Consider the following 17,965-nt stretch of genomic DNA (forward strand, 5'->3'; position numbering starts at 1 on the left):
TCATGGTTATTTTAAAGTTATAGACCTATTATTGGTCATCTACAAGGTGGAGTTTTAATTTATCAAAGTGAACTGATATGATTCATTTTGATAAGAAAAATATTGTTTTAATGTGGATTTATCCAGGTCTTTTAGAGAGAAAGGAAATTGATAGGTCAAATAAAAGTTATGCCATGTTTTATTTATTGACTCACATTCATTTTAATATACAAACCATTGTCTGATATTTTTAAATTTTGCCGTTCGAATTTAATCTGGTTTATATATCCAATATCTAAGGTTGCGGCTTTAGACATTTCTCTGCTTATACCAAAAAAGAAACGATTTTGAGCAAAAAATTTATCACTTACCCACAAGGGATGATTCAAATTAAAGAACCCTTCATCGAAGGTTACCAGAGAGTATTTTGTATTTTGCACCGGGATTTTAAGAGTTATTTGCTCTCTTAAGCGTGTTGCCCATTCATAGTGAAGCGTATTTTTTCGTTCTTCCAAACGGGAGCGATTCGAAATTTTAAAAAAATCGGTTTTAGTTATATCCCAGAAAAATTGCTGCCAAATCACATTTTCATGGGAAGCAATGCCTTCCGTATTTTCAGATAAAAAATAAGCCGCACCAATATAAGGAGCGAAATTAGGGGTAAGTTGGTATCCTGTACCGTAATAAAAATGAAGTTCACTAAGAGCATAACGGTTATTGAGCACGATTAATCGCGGCTCAAAATAATATTTCCATTTCTCATGATTTTGAGCTACAGGACCTATAAAGGTCCCGGTCAACCAAAAGCTCCCATAACTTTGCGTTTCTGCATATGCTGTTTGATAAAAAAAATACACCAATAATAATCTTAAAGTCCATTGTACGCGCAATCTCATAGCATATTTATTTTTTTAGTGAATTAACCTAACAGGGCGCGAATCAATCTTAATTTAAGTTGAGTATAAGGCTTATATTTAATGGGTGGTTCAAACCAAAATGATTTTTTCACAATACTCTTGAAGTGGCTAAAGGTTTTAAAGCCTGCCTCACCATGGTAGTTTCCCATACCGCTTTCTCCAACGCCGCCAAAAGGAAGATTAGAATCACAAATATGTATAAGTACATCATTAATACAACCACCACCAAAAGAAACCTCATGGATGACTTGTGTAGGTAGTTGCTGATTTTTTCCAAAGACATAGAGCGCTAAGGGACGCGGGCGTGTTTTTAGTTCGTGAAGAATAGGTTTTAAGTCTGAAAAGGGAATTACTGGTAAAATAGGACCAAAAATCTCTTCTTTCATAATTTCGTCTGTGAAGTCCACATCCTTAAGAATAGTTGGTTCAATGTAATTTTCTGCTTCGATGACTTGCCCCCCTACATATAGCTTTTGTGGGTCTATAAGATTTTTCAAGCGTTGTAGGTGTCTTTGATCAATAATTCGTACATAGCTTTCACTCTCGATAGGATTTGGGCCAATAATTTTATTGAGTTGCTTTTTAAGCTCTGCTAGCAAAGGATGATAGATTGAGTCCTCGACCAGAAGATAATCAGGAGCAATACATGTTTGTCCAGCATTTAAAAATTTGCCCCAGACAATGCGCTGCGCTGAGATTTTGAGATCTGCATCACTAAAAACAATACATGGACTTTTTCCACCTAATTCGAGCGTTACAGGCGTTAGGTGCTCTGCGGCTGCTTTAGCAACGATTTTTCCTACCGCAGTGCTCCCAGTAAAAAATAATTTATCAAAACGGTGATTGAGGAGTTCTTGGGCGATTTCAACCCCGCCCTCTACTACATGAAGATAGTCAGAGTCAAAATTTTGATTGATCACTTGTGCTATTACAGAAGAAGTATTTTTTGTTAGTTCGCTAGGTTTAATAATGCTGGTATTTCCTGCAGCTATTGCTGCGACTAAAGGGCTTAAAGTAAGTTGGTATGGATAATTCCACGCTCCAATGATTAATGTAGTTCCATAAGGTTCGGGAAGGATAAAACTTTTTCCAGGTTGATTGACTAATCCTGTTCTTATTTTTTTTGGTTTTGACCATTTGGCAACATATTTAATGGCTTTATCGATTTCATGATAAATTAATGCAAGCTCAGTCAAATAGATTTCAAATTGAGATTTTTTCATGTCTGCATAAAGAGCTTGATAAAGTTCCTCTTCCTTTTGCTTTAGAATATCTTTTAACTTTTGTAGTTGCTGCTGTCGGAAAAGAATCTTTTTAGCTTGCCCTGCCATAGCGAATTTTCTCTGTGCTTCAACAACTGTATGAATATCCATAAATAGCCGCCAGGGTTAAAGTAATTATTGTTGGGGGTAAAAACATTATTTTATGCAAATAAGAAATGTTTGGCCATAGGTAATATCCTCTACCTGAGTCATTAGCATGGAAAATCATAGGAGGCTCCTTGCATCACTATAAACTTTATTTTATTGTCGCGATGCAAGAGAACTGTTTTAGTCTAGTTTCATTAAATTCTGACTGCTTTTTGAGTACAAAATTTCTTCTTGTATTTCTGTGATTTTTTTAAGTATACTTTTTCTTTATTTCCTTTTTTTTCACATAATTTTTTCTCATCGGGTTTCATTCTTAATAAGAGCTGAATGTATTCATCTGTAACTGTCTGCGTTTCATCAGAAAATGTGTCCGACAATGTTCCCGTTGTTACAAGATCAATTAAGACAGGATTTATTGATTTTTGTTTTAGAAAAGAGTGCTGTGAAAAACATGACGTACTTTTAGGCTCAGCTTTTTCTTTAAGATCTCTTAAAACATTTTGCATCATTGTAAGAAAAATAGTTAATCCTTGAATAGGATTAATTTCACCAATAGAGGTGCGGCGTATAATTTCTAGGCATTGAGGTCTGCAGGTATTTTCTAACACATCATCGAGATCATTGACAAATGAAGGTAATTCCACAGTAGAGTTTAAATTATCCAGAAGGTGGGTATTGGATAACAAACTTTTGAGTTTTTCTCCAGTTTCTTTGTTTCGATAGATAATATTGTCAAGTAATGAAGGAGTGAAGCTGCTATGACATGCTTCTGTGATGCATCCATCATCGATTGTTCGACCTTTGCCATATTGTAATGTAGTTTGTGTATATGTTGGGAAAAAAGAAGTCTTATAATAAGCAATTAACGTGTAGAAAAATAAATCAACTCGTCGATTCGCATGCTCAATGATTGATGCTTTTGAGAGTGCAAGAAGCTCATCTGGATTGTTTTGTTTGGTAACTAATTGGTCGTTTGAATAAGGTAATGAAAGCGCAGCGCTTTGGTTGTTGTTATAACTGAATCTATTACGTTTTTTATGTGGAAATTGTTTGTGTTCTTCTTTTTTTAATTGTTCAAAAAAACGTGAACCGGGTATTTTTGTAGTAGGGCTCAAAGAGATTTTTTTATTGGCTCGATGAGTGGGTAACAAAATATTTTCGCTTGCTGAAAGGATTGATTGGGAAAAAGTTCGAGAGGATAAAAATGGTTGAGTGCTTTTTTGGGTTATAAGTCCCTTATTCATTGTAAGAAATCGCTTCATCTTAGGCCCCTCCTAAAAATTGTCATGGTGTCATAATCATTATCGAAGTGTTTCAATAATAATCATTGCATAAAGCAGTATAATTTGACAAGAGCTCTAATTGTTTTAGAAAAATAAGTGAAGTACTCAATATGAATAAAAAAAGCAGAGGAGCAAGAATAAATTCCATTTGACACTAAAGAGAAAAATTAGAATGACATCCAGATTTTTCTTGAGGCTGAATTATTCCCGGTAGGAGATATCCAGCATATTTAATCCCCTTTCAATATCATCTGCTACTGATGGTCTTGATAATAGATATTCGCCGGTGTGTTTTGTTAATTCATCCTGCGCAAAATTAAAGGCTTCTTCCCATTCATCTATGTTATAATCGCCACGACCTAAATACATTAATGCGACCAAGGTTGCTTGCTGATCGGGACGTAAATCATCAATGTATTCAACTGTTTCTTGATAGACTGGGTCATCTTGATGATCAGCCAAAATATAAAGTGAGTCCATTTCTGCAGTTTCCTCAGGAAAACATACTTCCTCTTTAGCTTGAAATTGCCGCGCTTTATCCAGAAGATCACGAATGGTTTCTGTATCAAGGTTCAACATATTTATCTCCCTATTCAATATGTTTGGAATCATTAAGTAGCTCCTCAGAGTAACAGCTATAAAGAGGAGGTGCAGCTGTTTACTCTTATGACGAGATATCCTAGGATAAATAGAATATAGTTGATCTAAATCATTTTTGTTATTTGAGGTTTGCGCCTTGGATAAGTAGAAGACAACAAAATAATTTATGGTGGCTTAAAAATATTTGGCCTGTGACTCACAAAAGTGTAGATTAAATATGCTAAAAAAAAATTAGTGTTTCTATTTGGCTTGACTATTCTTTTTACTTTTAAGTCTACCAGAGCAGCTCCAGCAGTAACAAAGCAAAAAATTGATCATACAGTAACCGTTTTTATGCAGAATAATAATGTTCCTGGATTGGCATTAGCCGTGCTCAAAGATGGCAAGCCTTTCCTCATTAAAGGATATGGTTACGCTAATCTTGCAACAAATACTCTTGTAGATACGAAAACACGTTTTGGTATTGGTTCTGTTTCTAAAGTAATTACTGCTTTTGCACTTATGACCTTAGTACAAGAAGGAAAAATTAATTTGAAGAACTCTATCTTGGACTATGTACCAAAGGCACCTGAGCAATGGCGAAATGTAACTATCATCCAATTATTGTCGCATTCCAGTGGTATTCCTCAACATTATGGACCACATTTGCCTTGGATTAACGTATGGAAAGAACTGGCTAACAAAAATATGCAATTTCAACCTGGGACTGCAATTGCTTACAATAATTTCGGTTTTGCAGTGTTGGGTCGTGCTATTGAAAATGTAAGTCATCAATCATTAATTGATTATTTCTCACAAACTATTTTTATTCCTTTAGGGATGAATGATACAGGTTTACCTAACTTACTCTTTCCACCAAATTTAGCAATTGGATATCAAGTTAAAGAGGGACATATTATTCCCAATCCCAATCAAAAACCATGGCAACAGATGGGCGGTTCGGGAGGGATCGTATCAACTATCAGTGACATGGCAAAATGGGATAGTGCTATGTCTGTGGGGAGAATATTAACTCCCACTGCTTATCGGCAAATGTGGACACCAGTCCTTTTAAAAAACGGAAAACCAGCAGGGAACCGAAACTGGGCTTGGTCTTTAGGATGGCAAGTGTCCTCTATCAATGATAAGCGTCTCGTTTTCAAAAATGGAGCTATAAGAGGTTACAGCAGTTGGATAGAGCGACATCTTGATGATCATGTGAGCATCATCATTCTCACAAATACTAATCATGTACCATTAGGGCGATTGGCAAAGCGTATTTTCAATCAAGTAACGAGTACAAAATAAAATTCTCTTCACATTAGGTTGTTCGTTAATCTGACAGCTTAATGTTGAGATATCCAAAAATCTGACGCATAGTGCATTTATTGAGATTGGAACGGGTTATTTGGATAGTTACAGGGTTAAGTATTTTTAATTTAATCATTTGGTTTGAAATTAATCCAATTTGTTCTGTTTATATATGATATAAGTATTATGACAAATGCATGTTTTTTAATGGTTTTAAGCACATTCATTTGTGGCAAATACATTGGATTAATGTAAAATTGATTTAAAAAAACATAAAAAATTACTCTTATATAGAGGAATATTTAGAAGTCGTTTGCAATAAAATTTATTGATTTATCTTTTCCAATAACTATAGTTAATATAATACTTACTATTTTGAATCAATGGACGTATGCTAAGGAGGGTATTAACATGAAAAGCTCTAATGAAAATCAAGTATATACACCAAAAGAACACATAGAAGCAGCTGCTAGTCAATTATTAAAAGAAGGAAAAAAGAAGGTTAATAATCTTTATGAAGAAGGAATTCATAAGGCAAATGATGTGGAAGAAAGTATTAAAGAGTATTCCGATAATTTATTAAAGAAGATACAAGAAAATCCATTAACTTCTGTTTTAATTGCTGGCGGGATAGGCTTTTTATTATCCAAGCTTATGAAAAAATAATGGAAGTTTTCAAACAATTAGAAGCTCTTATTGCAGCAAAAATATCTGTTATAAGAACAGCATTATGTATATTTCGTCTTGAAGCCAGATTGGCTGGGCTTAGTGTTTTTCCTTTATTGTTGAATATATGCATGCTGCTAGTAATATGTATCACCGTGTGGTTAACTGCCATGTTTTTACTAGGATATTTTGTTGCATTGTCTTCTAAAAGCCTTATTTTAGCCCTTTTTCTCATTTTACTGCTGAATATAGGGCTATTGCTAGGTCTGACTAAATACCTGTCTTATAATTTAAATAACATGAGTTTTCCAAAAACCAGAGAATATTTTTCACAACAGAGTACTGAGCATGAAAAACTCAAGAAAACAGATCATTGCACAAATTGCTCAGATGGATAAAGTGTTGCAAGGTCAGAAGAAAGAGCTGACGGAGCATAAAGAGTATTTTGTTCAAAGTAAATTAACTCATTATCATTTGGTAATAGTAGTTCTTATTGCTTCTGCATTTTTTATAGGGTGGAAAACCGAACGAAAACAATGGGGCAACAAAGTGGTGCAAGCCGTAGAAGAGGTTGGGACATTGGCTTTTCTTAACTATTTCAAAAAAATGTTATTCCTTCTTTTAAGTAATAATCAAGAAAATGAATCCAAGTGATCTTTCAAAAAAAATGGGATACGCTCTTCTAACCAGTATCGAATGTTTTGCGCAATAAATCCTACATGCCCTCCATACTGGCTTAACTCTAAAAGAATATCTGGTGATAATTCATTAAGCTTTGGGATTACATCAGGGGTCATAAAAGGATCATCTAAAGCATGAATAATCAATGTAGGGGTTGTTATATTCCATAGGTATTGTCTTGAACTTGATTTCTGATAATACTCATGAGCACTCGAAAAACCATTTAATGGGGCCGTGATTTGTTCATCGAACTCATACAGTGTTTTTATGGACAATAATGTTTGTTTCGTAAGTGTCAGCTGATGATTGATGATGTTTAATTTTTGTAAAAAAAGATTTTGCAATCTTTCCAATAAGTGGGTTTGATAGACCCGAGAAAATCCTTTATTTATCTTTTGAACGACAGTGTTTAGTTGAAAGGGCACTGAAACTGCAACAGCTGCATCAATTAAAGATTGTTGGCCTGTTTCTCCTAACCATTTGAGTAGTATGTTACCACCTAATGAAATTCCAACCACAGCTTTTTTTGTTGAAGGTTCTCGCAATTTTAATTGACTTAGAACATAAGCAAAATCGCTTGTATCACCTCCATGGTAAAAACGCGGTAAACGATTAGGGCCATTTGCTCCCCGAAGATTCATTAATACTGCTCGGTAGCCAGACTTATTGAATGCATTAAATAAACTGGCAACGTAGGCTGAATTAATACTCCCGCCTAATCCATGCAATAGAATAATTAATGGAGAATGGTTATTTAAACTGCTCGTACTCCAGACTAAATCAATAAAATCACCATCTGGTAACTCAATACGCTCACAAAAATTGATAGGGACTTGTAATCTATTTGTAAACGTTCGATACAGAGTTTGCCCATGCTGATTTTTAAGCCATTTAGCAGGCTTAAATTCACTATTAATGATCATACTCTGTGTTTTCCGAAAAATTGATATTGTGTATCTAATAGTTAAGTATAAAAGAGGACTCAAAATAAATAAATAATGATCATAATAAGTAAAAGTTTCAATTGGAGTGCCAATATTAAAATTTCTTTCTTAATTTCAATGTCTTATTTTCAAGTTTTTAATTTTTTTCAACATAATTATTGTGTTACGATTATTAAATTATTTTGTGGATAATCCTATTCAAAGCGAATATAGAGGGGAGTTTGGATGCAAGTAAAAGCAGCAGTGGCATTTGAGGTTGGGAAGCCATTAGCAATCGAATTGGTTCAATTAGAAGGCCCCAAACAAGGGGAGGTTCTCATTGAAATTAAGGCAACAGGTGTTTGTCACACAGATGCCTTCACTTTATCCGGTAATGATCCAGAGGGAGTCTTTCCGACAATTTTAGGACATGAAGGTGCGGGTGTTATTGTTGAGGTTGGTCCTGGTGTTACTTCTCTAAAACCAGGGGATCACGTCATTCCTCTGTATACCCCTGAATGTCGTCAATGTGACTATTGTCTTTCGCAGAAAACTAATCTTTGTCAGGCTATTCGGTCAACACAAGGTCAGGGACTTATGCCTGATGGAACAAGTCGCTTCAGTCTTAATGGTAAAAAGTTATTTCACTATATGGGAACCTCAACTTTTGCAAATTATACCGTTTTGCCTGAAATTGCAGTGGCAAAAATCCGTAAAGATGCGCCTTTTGACAAGGTATGTTACATCGGCTGTGGCGTGACTACCGGCATTGGAGCTGTACTTTATACTGCTAAGGTTACTCCAGGAGCGCGAGTTATTGTTTTTGGTTTGGGTGGGATTGGACTGAATGTGATCCAGGCTGCTCGTATGGTTGGAGCAGAACAAATTGTTGGCGTTGATATTAACTCAAAACGTCAGGCTTTAGCCCAAAAGATGGGGATGACCGATTTTGTTAATGCCCAAGAATTTGGTGATGATCTAGTAGCGCATCTTGTCGAACTTACTAAGGGAGGAGCTGATTATAGTTTTGAATGTGTTGGGGATGTGAAATTGATGCGCCAGGCTCTTGAATGTTGTCATAAAGGTTGGGGGATCTGCACGATTATCGGAGTTGCTGGAGCAGGACAAGAGATTTCAACTCGACCATTTCAGTTAGTTACCGGAAGGGTATGGAAGGGCTCAGCATTTGGAGGGGCACGAGGTCGCACTGATGTTCCTAGAATTGTGGATTGGTATATGGATGGAAAAATTAATATCGATGATTTAATTACTTATGTTTTACCAATAGAACAAATTAATAATGCCTTTGAGTTAATGCATCAAGGTGAATCTATTCGTACCGTTCTTACTTTCTAACCTTTGTTGAGTTGAATAAATGATTATAGATCTTATTGAAGAGCATTATTGTTTTGGAGGTATTCAACGTGTTTATGCACATCAATCTTCAGTAACTGATTGTGTGATGCGTTTCGGAATTTTTTTGCCACCACAAGTACACACACAATGTGTTCCTGTCTTGTATTGGTTGTCTGGATTAACGTGTACAGAACAAAATTTTATTACTAAATCGGGTGCGCAACGCATGGCCGCTCAATTAGGTCTTGCATTGGTTGTGCCTGATACCAGTCCTCGAGGGATTCATTTGCCCGGGGATCAAGACAGTTATGATTTTGGCATAGGTGCTGGTTTTTATGTAGATGCAACGCAAAACCCATGGTCAAAATACTATCAAATGTCCACTTATGTGTCTGAGGAATTGCCTCATCTACTTCAGCAATATTTTCCTCTTAACGAACAAGCGTGTGGTATTTTTGGACATTCAATGGGAGGGCATGGAGCCTTAACTTTGGCTTTTAAAAATCCCCAAAAATACCATTCTGTTTCGGCATTTTCTCCTATTTGTGCCCCTACTCAATGCGTATGGGGACAAAAGGCTTTTGCTGGTTATTTGGGTAAAGATGAGGAACAATGGAGGGATTATGATGCGTGTCATCTCATTGTAGAAAGGGGGTGGCCACATACAAAGATATTAATAGATCAGGGAACTCAAGACCCTTATTTGCAAGAACAATTAAAACCCGAATTATTTCAGAAGGCCTGCGTGAATGCTTCTGTTGATCTTAATTTACGAATGCAAGAAGGTTACGATCACAGTTACTATTTTATTGCGAGTTTTATTGAGGACCACTTAACTTTTCATGCTTCACTACTAAAAGGCAATTAACTTGCTCTTCCCGATGTTTAGTGCAGGTATCAATAATCAAGAAGGGACTTAAATGAGTCAAAGAGTCCATTGAGTTGTTGCTGAGGTTATTTTTCTTAGTTGCAATATTGCGTCTTTTATGGATTTTTTCATTGGAAAATAATATTCCAGGGTATCTCGTTGCAATGTGAGCCAGTGACATTGCATGTATTGTGCCATATGAGTCATACTATGATGTTTATTGCAGCGCCAAAAATAAGGCTGGTAGTTCCTATGCGGTATTCTTTATTGCAATTCAGACATTATGATTTTTACAAAAGCAATCAACTAAATGATCGTTTACCATGCCAATCGCTTGCATATAAGCATACATAATTGTGGAGCCCACAAAGCTCATCCCTCTTTTTTGCAAATCGTTGGATAACGCATCTGATTCGGGTGTGGTTGCGGGAACCTCTTGCATACTATGGGGGTAATTTATTTTCGGACGTCCATTCACAAATTGCCACACATAATTATCAAAAGAGGTGAAAATTTGTGCGATTTCGAGATATACCCTGGCATTTTTGCGAGCTGAAAAAACTTTAAGTCGATTGCGGATTATGCCAGGATCAGTGAGTAAATTTTCTAATTCCTCATCCGTCATATGAGCCACAGCGAGAGGATCAAATTGTTTAAATGCACTACGGTATGTTTCGCGGCGCTTGAGTATTGTTTCCCAACTCAAGCCGGCTTGTGCGCCTTCGAGAATAAGCATTTCGAAATGTTTTTGATCCTCATGAACCGGGATACCCCATTCTGTATCATGATAATGCTCATAATAAGGTTTGTTGATTCCAACCCAAGGACAGCGTTTCATAGTGGACACTAATTTTTATACGAAATAGGTACTATAGTACTGTTTTTTAGAGGCAATAACTATTTTTATATTCTCTTTATATCGATTATTTGGGTGATAATCAATTGTTTCGTCTTGAATTTGTTCAAGAATGGCTTAGAATTCACATACGAAACAATACATTTATTTTAGAGAATTTCATGTCCGATTTTTATCAGGATTTTAATACAAGACGAACCTTTGCAATTATTTCCCACCCTGATGCAGGTAAAACTACTGTAACTGAGAAGTTGCTTCTATTTGGGGGTGCAATTCAATTAGCGGGTACTGTTAAAGGGCGCAAGGCGGATAGACATGCCACCTCAGACTGGATGGAAATGGAAAAGGAACGAGGTATTTCTATTACTACGTCTGTAATGCAGTTTATACATAATCATCACGTCATGAATTTACTCGATACCCCAGGGCACGAGGATTTTTCTGAAGATACTTATCGAACTTTAACCGCGGTAGATTCGGCGCTCATGGTGATTGATGTGGCCAAGGGAGTAGAGGATAGAACAGTAAAGTTAATGGAAGTCTGTCGTTTACGTGATACTCCAATTATGACTTTTATTAATAAGCTGGACCGTGAAGGTCGTGATCCTATTGATTTGCTCGATGAGGTAGAATCTGTTTTGGGGATTCAATGTGCCCCTGTGACTTGGCCTGTAGGTATGGGAAAGCGTTTTAAAGGTATTTATCATCGTTATGAAGATGTCGTTTACCTTTATCAATCGGGAAAAAATGCACAAAAACAAGATGCAGTGCAGATTAAAGGAATAGACAATCCTCAATTAGATGAGATATTAGGGGAGAGTGCGCAAGAATTACGTGAAGAAATTGAGCTTGTGAAGGGCGCCTCGCATGAATTTAATTTACAGGATTATTTGGCAGGAAAAATGACTCCTGTTTATTTCGGTTCAGCAATTAATAATTTTGGAATTAAAGAGCTCCTCGATGATTATGTGCGCTATGCTCCAAGTCCACAACCAAGAAACGCCCAGGAGCGTACTGTATCTCCTAATGAGGAGGCTTTTTCTGGGTTTGTATTTAAAATACAAGCAAACATGGATCCAAAGCACAGGGATCGAATTGCTTTTTTACGTATATGTTCTGGAGCTTATAAAAAGGGAATGAAATTAAGTCATTTGCGTATTGGTAAAGAAATACAAATCTCCAATGCGTTGACTTTTATGGCTGGGGATCGATCACATACGGAAGTGGCCTTGCCGGGAGATATTATCGGATTACACAATCACGGTACGATTCGAATTGGTGATACCTTTACCCAAGGGGAGCAATTAAAATTTACTGGAATTCCTAATTTCGCACCTGAGCTTTACCGTTTGGTTCGCTTAAGGGATCCTTTAAAGAGTAAGGCTTTATTAAAAGGCTTAATTGAGTTGTCTGAGGAAGGAGCAACTCAGGTATTTCGACCATTAAACAGTAACCAATTAATTTTAGGTGCTGTGGGAGTATTGCAATTCGATGTGGTTGCCCATCGTTTGAAACATGAATATAAAGTAGATTGCATCTATGAATCAGTCAATGTGGCTTGTGCACGTTGGGTTTACTCAGAAGATGATAAGGCGATGAGTGAGTTTCGCACTAAAGCACATGATTATTTAGCATTAGATGGAAGCGATGCCTTAATGTATCTTGCTCCAACCCGAGTTAATTTAACGATGGCTGAAGAGCGATACCCGAAAATTAAGTTTCATGCAACCCGAGAGCATTAACTACCTCCTGATAACGTTTCTCTTTGATGATATTAATCTAAAATTACAGTGGATTTTTTATGTTTTTTAAAAATAATGATGAGATTATATCTCATCTTCTTGAGGCAATTAGCAAAATTGATAAAACAAAAGTGCAAGTGATTCTTCAAGAAGGGGCTATAAAAAAAATAGACTTAAATATACATACAAATAGATTTGTTACTCCGTTACATTGGGCAGTTCTTAAGTGTCGTGTAGACACGCAGCAGGACATGCTTGAAATAATAGGACTACTTTATCATGCAGGAATAGACCTTAATAAACCTTCAAATGACAGTAAACAATATTACCCTCTTCATACAGCAGCTCGCCGTGGTTTACCGTTGGTCCTTGATTGGCTTTTAGAATATGGGGCTGATCCCTTGGCTAAGGACGCTGCTAACAAAATACCAATAAATTATGTAGTGACTGCTCTTAATGCAAAAATTGCAAGTAAAAATGCTCTAAATATAGAGCAAGATTATATTGATCGACTAACAAAAATAAATAATCGCTTAAATGACTATCAGATTAATACTTCGTGTTTCATCTTATAGAGAGCCACTCTACAAGATAACGTTATTGCGATAGCAAAGCGTGAGATATCTTTTATGCGGGGTTTTAGGGCTGAATTTTCGGACGTCGTCCTGCAATAGCGCTTAGATGTCAACTTAAGGAAAAATGGACTATTGCTTTCGCGACAGCCGATAGTTAAAAAGGTGTCGCGCTCTATGCAAGCAGGGGTCTATTGAAAGCAATGTCGCAAGATGAATCTTTGAGCAACGCTTATTGCTTTTTGAACCTCCTGCTTTTACGAAAGGCAACGAGATGCCAAATATTTGCAAAACGTCACCTTTGTAACAGCGAGGCGCAAAAAATAATGAGCTGGAAACAGTACGAAGTCGTTTCGAGAACAGCTCTTTGAATCTGTCAATTAGGTACTACAAATAGCTTTTACTGTATGCTCGCCTAAATTAGTGATTTTCACTTTTGCTCCTGAATCGGCACTGAGTTTCAGGATCTGGTCTGGGTGTACAGTAATTTGTAAAAAATGCCCTTTAGACAAAGGAGCGTCATTGACTTTTCCTTGTTTAGCTAATGCTTCTACTAAAAGATCATCATTTTCATCTTCTGTAATGATTTTACACTTGGCTTCTATTGTCCAGAACATATAATTAACGAATTCTTGGGGATCCTTGCTAGGTAATTCATATTCAATAGTGGCTCCTTGTTGAAGTGGATGCCTTTCCATAGCGTATGTATTAGTAGTTAAAGAGGTCATAATGCATAATACCCCAAGTCCAAGTTTTTGTAACATTAGCTCACTCCATAATGAAAATTAATTGGCTAAGATACCTTTATTTTGCTTGCATGGCAAATTAATATTCATTAAAAGATAGAAGGAAAAAATTGGTTAATATTTGGCACTTTAGCATTTGAAAATGATTCACAAAATAGGATTATAAAATCCATGATGGGTGGCTTATTTGATGTGGGCTAGAGCCTTGTATGAGCAGGCTAATCTCTATCACGACGTTCTGCGGCTTGTCCGCAGAATCCAGTAATTCGGAGCGTTTTCTGGATTTCGCGAACAAGCCTTATGACCTGGGAATAGTGTACAGATTAATGCAGTTAATCAATTTTTAAACAAATATTGGCTGTGTGAATTTAAGTCATTTAGCGTTTTAGGAGAGATCAGGATCTTTGCCATTCAACGCGTTTGTTCCGTAATTATGTTTATTTATAATGTTTCTAACGCCTTAGCAATAGATTCAGTCATTGCTTTAGCATCGCCAAAAAGCATGTAGGTATTGTCATGATAGAACAAGGCATTTTCTACACCGGCATAGCCAGGCGCCATACTTCGTTTCACGAACAAAACAGTTTTTGCTTTTTCAACTTCTAAAACAGGCATGCCATAAATTGGTGAGCTTGGATCTGTTTTTGCTGCAGGATTGGTTATGTCATTTGCTCCAATAATATAGGCCACATCACAGCTTGCAAAATCCCGATTAATTTCACTTTGTTCAAATACTCTATCATAAGGAATATTGGCTTCCGCAAGCAATACATTCATATGTCCGGGCATACGACCAGCCACAGGATGAATTGCAAAGCGAACTTTAATATTTCGTTGCTCTAATGCATCTACTAATTCTTTGACTGCATGTTGTGCATGTGCCACTGCCATACCATACCCAGGGATAATGATGACATCTTTTGCATTACTTAAAAGAAATGCCGCATCTTCACCATTTCCTTGCCGTACTGAGCGGGATTCAGTTGTGGCGTTGGCTGGTAATTGGGCTTCAGATGTTTGGATACCCCCGAAAATTACATTGAAAATAGAACGATTCATTCCTACGCACATGATGTAGCTTAGAATTGCTCCACTCGCACCAACTAGCGCTCCAGTAATCACCAGCAAATGATTGCTTAAGGTAAACCCAATTCCAGCGGCCGCCCATCCAGAGTATGAGTTAAGCATGGAAATTACTACTGGCATATCAGCACCACCAATAGGAATAATAAGTAATACACCGAGTAAAAAAGCTAAAGCAGCCATAATGCAAAAAAGCGTGAGCGTTTGGTTTATAAGAAATAAAACAAACAGAATAAGGATACCCAACGCGACCAAGAGGTTGATGAAGTTATGATTTGGTATTTTGATAGGGACTCCAGACATGATTCCTTGTAGTTTGAGGAACGCAATTACAGATCCAGAGAAGGTGATGGCCCCAATAATTAAACCCAGACTCATTTCCACTAAACTTGCTTTGGCAATTGCACCAGGGACGCCTATATGAAACGAATCAGGGGATAAGAAGGCGCAAAATGCAACCAGCACAGCGGCCATCCCAACTAATGAGTGGAAAGCGGCGACTAATTGTGGAATCGCAGTCATATTAATTTTAAGAGCGATATAAGTGCCTATTATTCCACCTGCGATGATTAAACTAATCAGTAGGAGTTGATGATATGTTGAGGGCATCATTAATGTGGATCCTACTGCGAGAACCATACCCGTAATTCCCAATAGATTTCCTCTTCTTGCGGAGGCAGGGCTTGCCAGCCCTTTAAGGGCTAATATAAAACATACTGCTGCTAATAGATAAAATAAAGGAACCAAGGTCGTCATGAGAAATCATCCTTAATTTACTGCACTGTTTCGATTAAACTGCTGTCATTATTCTATTTTTTATACATGCGTAGCATACGCTGTGTTACCACAAAACCACCAAAAATATTGATCGAGGTAATAAAGATTGCTACGCCGCCTATCCAGGTTATGTTTCCCATGAATTGACTTCCCGCAGCAATAAGGGCACCTAAAACAATAATACTGGATATTGCATTGGTGACAGACATTAAAGGGGTATGAAGTGCCGGGGTAACTTTCCAAACCACGTAATATCCGACAAAACAGGCTAATACAAAAATCGTGAGTATCGCAATATAGGGGTTTCCTAAAGTATTCATCTCATGCATTTTGGCTCTCCTTTATGACCTGAAACGGTAGGTATTGATTTTGGTGACAAAGCACTGCTTGTTGGATAATTTCATCGTTGGGGTTTAATGTGATTTCAGCAGGTGTAGAGGCCAAGAGATGAATAAGGTGAAGTAAATTATTTGCATAAAGTTCGCTTGCCGTTGCTGGAACCAGTCCTGCCAGGTTACTGAAACCGATGATGGTTATTTCCCCATGTTTAATCGTTTTATCAATAACGCTTACTTCGCAATTTCCACCCCGAGAGGTTGCAAGATCAACGACAATGGCTCCGGGTTTCATTTGCTCTATGGTGTGTTTATACAATAAAATGGGTGCTTTACGCCCAGGAATTAAAGCTGTTGAAATAACTATGTCAGATAGTTTAGCATATTGGTCAATAAGCTCTGCTTGCAACTTCTTATATTCTTCACTTACTTCAGAAGCATATCCACCTTTTGTTTCACTATCTTGCTCTTGGCTGACTTCTATAAATTCAGCTCCTAAACTTTCAACTTGTTCCTTTGCGGCACGTCGTACGTCAAATGCATAAACTACTGCCCCTAAACGTTTGGCGGTTGCTATGGCTTGTAAGCCAGCTACACCGGCACCAAGAACAAGTACTTTAGCTGGTTGAATCATTCCTGCTGCTGTCATCATCATAGGGATAGCTCGATGAAATTGAGTACTTGCTTCCAGTACAGCACGATATCCTGCTAAATTAGCTTGAGAAGAGAGGCTATCCATGCTTTGAGCACGGCTGATACGAGGAATAAGATTCATTGACAACAATGTAATTTGCTTTTCTTTACACCAAGAGATTAATTGACTGTGTGGATCATTATCAATATGACCAATGACAATAGCGCCCTGTGATAAACCTACCAGCTCTTCGGAATTGGGTTCATTAATGCAGAGAAGAATGTTCGCATTTGTAAGAATATTTTTCTTACTGTCGCTGATAGTTACTCCAACTTGTTCATAATCTTGATCTCTAAAACCCGCTGCTAAACCAGCATTTTTCTCGATATTGACTTCAAATCCAGATTTTATGAACTGTTTCGCTGAGTTAGGAGTAATCGCTACTCGAGTTTCATTTCCTGGTGCATGTAAGGTTGCAATGATCATGAGTAAATCCTTTTTACCTAGATAACCCTTATCGTATTGCAATTTAGAAATATTTTCCAGACTAAGGTATACAGTAATGCTGTAAAGTTAAGATTGGTATCTATGAAATCAATGTGCTATGTTTATAATTTTCATTTAACATAATAAGAGCAGGAGCGCACGTTATGACAAGCCAACCCATTAGAGATCCAGTAAATGATATCTTACTTACACCTAAAAATTCCGCTTTACTTATCATTGATTATCAACCTGTCCAAGTTAATTCCATTGCTTCAATGGATCAGAAGAAATTAGTAAATAATATCGTTGGCGTTGCTAAAACAGGTGTGGCATACAACTTGCCAATTATTCTTACTACAGTTAATGTGAGTTCGGGTTTGAATAAACCGACAATCCCTGAACTTACTCAAGTGCTGGAAGGGGTAAAAACATATGACAGAACCTCAATTAATTCATGGGAAGATACTGAATTTGTAAATGCAGTAAAAGGGACTGCGCGTAAAAAATTAATTATGACTGCTCTGTGGACTGAAGTATGTTTGACTTTTCCTGCACTTGATGCGTTAAATCAAGGTTATGAAGTGTATGTAGTTGCTGATGCAGTAGGGGGAACCTCAGTTACAGCTCATGAGTTAGGATTGCGTCGCATTCAACAAGCAGGTGGTGTACTTATAACTTTGCCACAATTATTATGTGAATTACAACGTGATTGGAGTCGAACAGCAACAGTTCCAAACTTTGTGGAGATACTTGGTAGTAGTGTAGGTCTTTCTCACTAAAAAATACCGGAAGCAAGTGCAT

At 37.0% G+C, this 17,965-nt stretch carries 18 protein-coding genes; 8 read left to right on the top strand and 10 right to left on the bottom strand.

What is annotated here, in order from left to right; all coding sequences use genetic code 11:
• Positions 1-182 precede the first annotated feature (182 nt).
• The 4 genes from EL220_RS06020 to EL220_RS06035 all read right to left on the bottom strand — a co-directional run bounded on the left by EL220_RS06020 (position 183) and on the right by EL220_RS06035 (position 4,128).
• A complete protein-coding gene (locus EL220_RS06020) occupies positions 183-875 on the bottom strand; it encodes a DUF2490 domain-containing protein (protein WP_027271599.1) in 693 nt (230 codons plus the stop codon).
• A 23-nt stretch (positions 876-898) separates the two neighbouring features.
• Complete coding sequence (locus EL220_RS06025; RefSeq protein WP_027271598.1) at positions 899-2,269, bottom strand: aldehyde dehydrogenase; 1,371 nt, start codon at positions 2,267-2,269, stop codon at positions 899-901.
• A 191-nt stretch (positions 2,270-2,460) separates the two neighbouring features.
• Entirely contained in the window at positions 2,461-3,528 is a 1,068-nt protein-coding gene (locus EL220_RS06030) for a hypothetical protein (protein WP_232002649.1), read from the bottom strand.
• A gap of 222 nt (positions 3,529-3,750) precedes the next feature.
• A complete protein-coding gene (locus EL220_RS06035) occupies positions 3,751-4,128 on the bottom strand; it encodes a DUF3775 domain-containing protein (protein WP_027271596.1) in 378 nt (125 codons plus the stop codon).
• 255 nt (positions 4,129-4,383) lie between these two features.
• Here EL220_RS06035 and EL220_RS06040 point away from each other — a divergent pair, with 255 nt between their 5' ends.
• From EL220_RS06040 to EL220_RS06055, 3 genes are all read left to right on the top strand, one after another.
• Positions 4,384-5,436 carry a serine hydrolase domain-containing protein gene (locus tag EL220_RS06040; RefSeq protein WP_232002650.1) on the top strand — a complete coding sequence of 351 codons (1,053 nt, stop codon included), beginning with the start codon at positions 4,384-4,386 and terminating at the stop codon, positions 5,434-5,436.
• A 414-nt stretch (positions 5,437-5,850) separates the two neighbouring features.
• Positions 5,851-6,105, top strand: a complete 255-nt coding sequence (locus tag EL220_RS06045; protein WP_027271594.1) for an ElaB/YgaM/YqjD family protein — start codon at positions 5,851-5,853, stop codon at positions 6,103-6,105.
• Between the two features lie 348 nt (positions 6,106-6,453).
• A complete protein-coding gene (locus tag EL220_RS06055) occupies positions 6,454-6,759 on the top strand; it encodes a hypothetical protein (protein ID WP_027271592.1) in 306 nt (101 codons plus the stop codon).
• Here the strand turns inward: EL220_RS06055 and EL220_RS06060 are convergent.
• Positions 6,738-7,709, bottom strand: coding sequence for a hydrolase (locus EL220_RS06060; RefSeq protein ID WP_027271591.1), 972 nt, complete (start codon positions 7,707-7,709; stop codon positions 6,738-6,740). The genes EL220_RS06055 and EL220_RS06060 overlap by 22 nt on opposite strands.
• A 246-nt stretch (positions 7,710-7,955) precedes the next feature.
• On the opposite strand from EL220_RS06060, the gene EL220_RS06065 reads away from it, so the two are divergent.
• Together EL220_RS06065 and fghA are read left to right on the top strand one after the other, a co-directional pair.
• Complete coding sequence (locus EL220_RS06065; protein WP_027271590.1) at positions 7,956-9,065, top strand: S-(hydroxymethyl)glutathione dehydrogenase/class III alcohol dehydrogenase; 1,110 nt, start codon at positions 7,956-7,958, stop codon at positions 9,063-9,065.
• 19 nt (positions 9,066-9,084) lie between these two features.
• The gene (gene fghA, locus EL220_RS06070) at positions 9,085-9,933 is read left to right on the top strand and encodes an S-formylglutathione hydrolase (RefSeq protein ID WP_027271589.1); all 849 of its coding nucleotides are present in this window, start codon (positions 9,085-9,087) and stop codon (positions 9,931-9,933) included.
• A 274-nt stretch (positions 9,934-10,207) separates the two neighbouring features.
• On the opposite strand, the gene EL220_RS06075 is transcribed toward fghA, so the two are convergent.
• Entirely contained in the window at positions 10,208-10,771 is a 564-nt protein-coding gene (locus EL220_RS06075) for a DNA-3-methyladenine glycosylase I (protein WP_035906224.1), read from the bottom strand.
• A 179-nt stretch (positions 10,772-10,950) separates the two neighbouring features.
• Here EL220_RS06075 and EL220_RS06080 point away from each other — a divergent pair, with 179 nt between their 5' ends.
• Positions 10,951-12,531 (top strand): peptide chain release factor 3, encoded by a 1,581-nt coding sequence (locus EL220_RS06080; protein WP_027271587.1) that lies wholly within the window; start codon positions 10,951-10,953, stop codon positions 12,529-12,531.
• Between the two features lie 59 nt (positions 12,532-12,590).
• Positions 12,591-13,106, top strand: a complete 516-nt coding sequence (locus tag EL220_RS06085) for an ankyrin repeat domain-containing protein (RefSeq protein ID WP_128130844.1) — start codon at positions 12,591-12,593, stop codon at positions 13,104-13,106.
• A gap of 377 nt (positions 13,107-13,483) precedes the next feature.
• On the opposite strand, the gene EL220_RS06090 is transcribed toward EL220_RS06085, so the two are convergent.
• The 4 genes from EL220_RS06090 to EL220_RS06105 form a co-directional block, all read right to left on the bottom strand.
• Positions 13,484-13,867 carry a hypothetical protein gene (locus tag EL220_RS06090; protein ID WP_027271585.1) on the bottom strand — a complete coding sequence of 128 codons (384 nt, stop codon included), beginning with the start codon at positions 13,865-13,867 and terminating at the stop codon, positions 13,484-13,486.
• 423 nt (positions 13,868-14,290) lie between these two features.
• Positions 14,291-15,688 (bottom strand): NAD(P)(+) transhydrogenase (Re/Si-specific) subunit beta, encoded by a 1,398-nt coding sequence (locus EL220_RS06095; protein WP_027271584.1) that lies wholly within the window; start codon positions 15,686-15,688, stop codon positions 14,291-14,293.
• 53 nt (positions 15,689-15,741) lie between these two features.
• Positions 15,742-16,038 (bottom strand): proton-translocating transhydrogenase family protein, encoded by a 297-nt coding sequence (locus EL220_RS06100; RefSeq protein WP_027271583.1) that lies wholly within the window; start codon positions 16,036-16,038, stop codon positions 15,742-15,744.
• A complete protein-coding gene (locus tag EL220_RS06105) occupies positions 16,031-17,164 on the bottom strand; it encodes a Re/Si-specific NAD(P)(+) transhydrogenase subunit alpha (RefSeq protein WP_027271582.1) in 1,134 nt (377 codons plus the stop codon). The genes EL220_RS06100 and EL220_RS06105 overlap by 8 nt, the downstream gene beginning before the upstream one ends.
• A gap of 164 nt (positions 17,165-17,328) precedes the next feature.
• Between EL220_RS06105 and EL220_RS06110 the strand changes: the two genes are divergently transcribed.
• The gene (locus EL220_RS06110; protein ID WP_027271581.1) at positions 17,329-17,943 is read left to right on the top strand and encodes a hydrolase; all 615 of its coding nucleotides are present in this window, start codon (positions 17,329-17,331) and stop codon (positions 17,941-17,943) included.
• Positions 17,944-17,965: the final 22 nt, after the last annotated feature.

The organism is Legionella sainthelensi (genome assembly GCF_900637685.1).
Lineage (GTDB): Bacteria > Pseudomonadota > Gammaproteobacteria > Legionellales > Legionellaceae > Legionella > Legionella sainthelensi.

Excerpts from the sequence above, each read along its gene's own strand:
- EL220_RS06025 (WP_027271598.1), bottom strand. The coding sequence starts at position 2,269 with ATGGATATTCATACAGTTGTTGAAGCACAGAGAAAATTCGCTATGGCA.
- EL220_RS06080 (WP_027271587.1), top strand. The coding sequence starts at position 10,951 with ATGTCCGATTTTTATCAGGATTTTAATACAAGACGAACCTTTGCAATT.
- EL220_RS06075 (WP_035906224.1), bottom strand. The coding sequence starts at position 10,771 with ATGAAACGCTGTCCTTGGGTTGGAATCAACAAACCTTATTATGAGCAT.
- EL220_RS06100 (WP_027271583.1), bottom strand. The coding sequence starts at position 16,038 with ATGCATGAGATGAATACTTTAGGAAACCCCTATATTGCGATACTCACG.
- EL220_RS06095 (WP_027271584.1), bottom strand. The coding sequence starts at position 15,688 with ATGACGACCTTGGTTCCTTTATTTTATCTATTAGCAGCAGTATGTTTT.
- EL220_RS06090 (WP_027271585.1), bottom strand. The coding sequence starts at position 13,867 with ATGTTACAAAAACTTGGACTTGGGGTATTATGCATTATGACCTCTTTA.
- EL220_RS06030 (WP_232002649.1), bottom strand. The coding sequence starts at position 3,528 with ATGAAGCGATTTCTTACAATGAATAAGGGACTTATAACCCAAAAAAGC.
- EL220_RS06020 (WP_027271599.1), bottom strand. The coding sequence starts at position 875 with ATGAGATTGCGCGTACAATGGACTTTAAGATTATTATTGGTGTATTTT.
- fghA (WP_027271589.1), top strand. The coding sequence starts at position 9,085 with ATGATTATAGATCTTATTGAAGAGCATTATTGTTTTGGAGGTATTCAA.
- EL220_RS06055 (WP_027271592.1), top strand. The coding sequence starts at position 6,454 with ATGAAAAACTCAAGAAAACAGATCATTGCACAAATTGCTCAGATGGAT.
- EL220_RS06085 (WP_128130844.1), top strand. The coding sequence starts at position 12,591 with ATGTTTTTTAAAAATAATGATGAGATTATATCTCATCTTCTTGAGGCA.
- EL220_RS06065 (WP_027271590.1), top strand. The coding sequence starts at position 7,956 with ATGCAAGTAAAAGCAGCAGTGGCATTTGAGGTTGGGAAGCCATTAGCA.
- EL220_RS06060 (WP_027271591.1), bottom strand. The coding sequence starts at position 7,709 with ATGATCATTAATAGTGAATTTAAGCCTGCTAAATGGCTTAAAAATCAG.
- EL220_RS06105 (WP_027271582.1), bottom strand. The coding sequence starts at position 17,164 with ATGATCATTGCAACCTTACATGCACCAGGAAATGAAACTCGAGTAGCG.
- EL220_RS06110 (WP_027271581.1), top strand. The coding sequence starts at position 17,329 with ATGACAAGCCAACCCATTAGAGATCCAGTAAATGATATCTTACTTACA.
- EL220_RS06045 (WP_027271594.1), top strand. The coding sequence starts at position 5,851 with ATGAAAAGCTCTAATGAAAATCAAGTATATACACCAAAAGAACACATA.
- EL220_RS06035 (WP_027271596.1), bottom strand. The coding sequence starts at position 4,128 with ATGTTGAACCTTGATACAGAAACCATTCGTGATCTTCTGGATAAAGCG.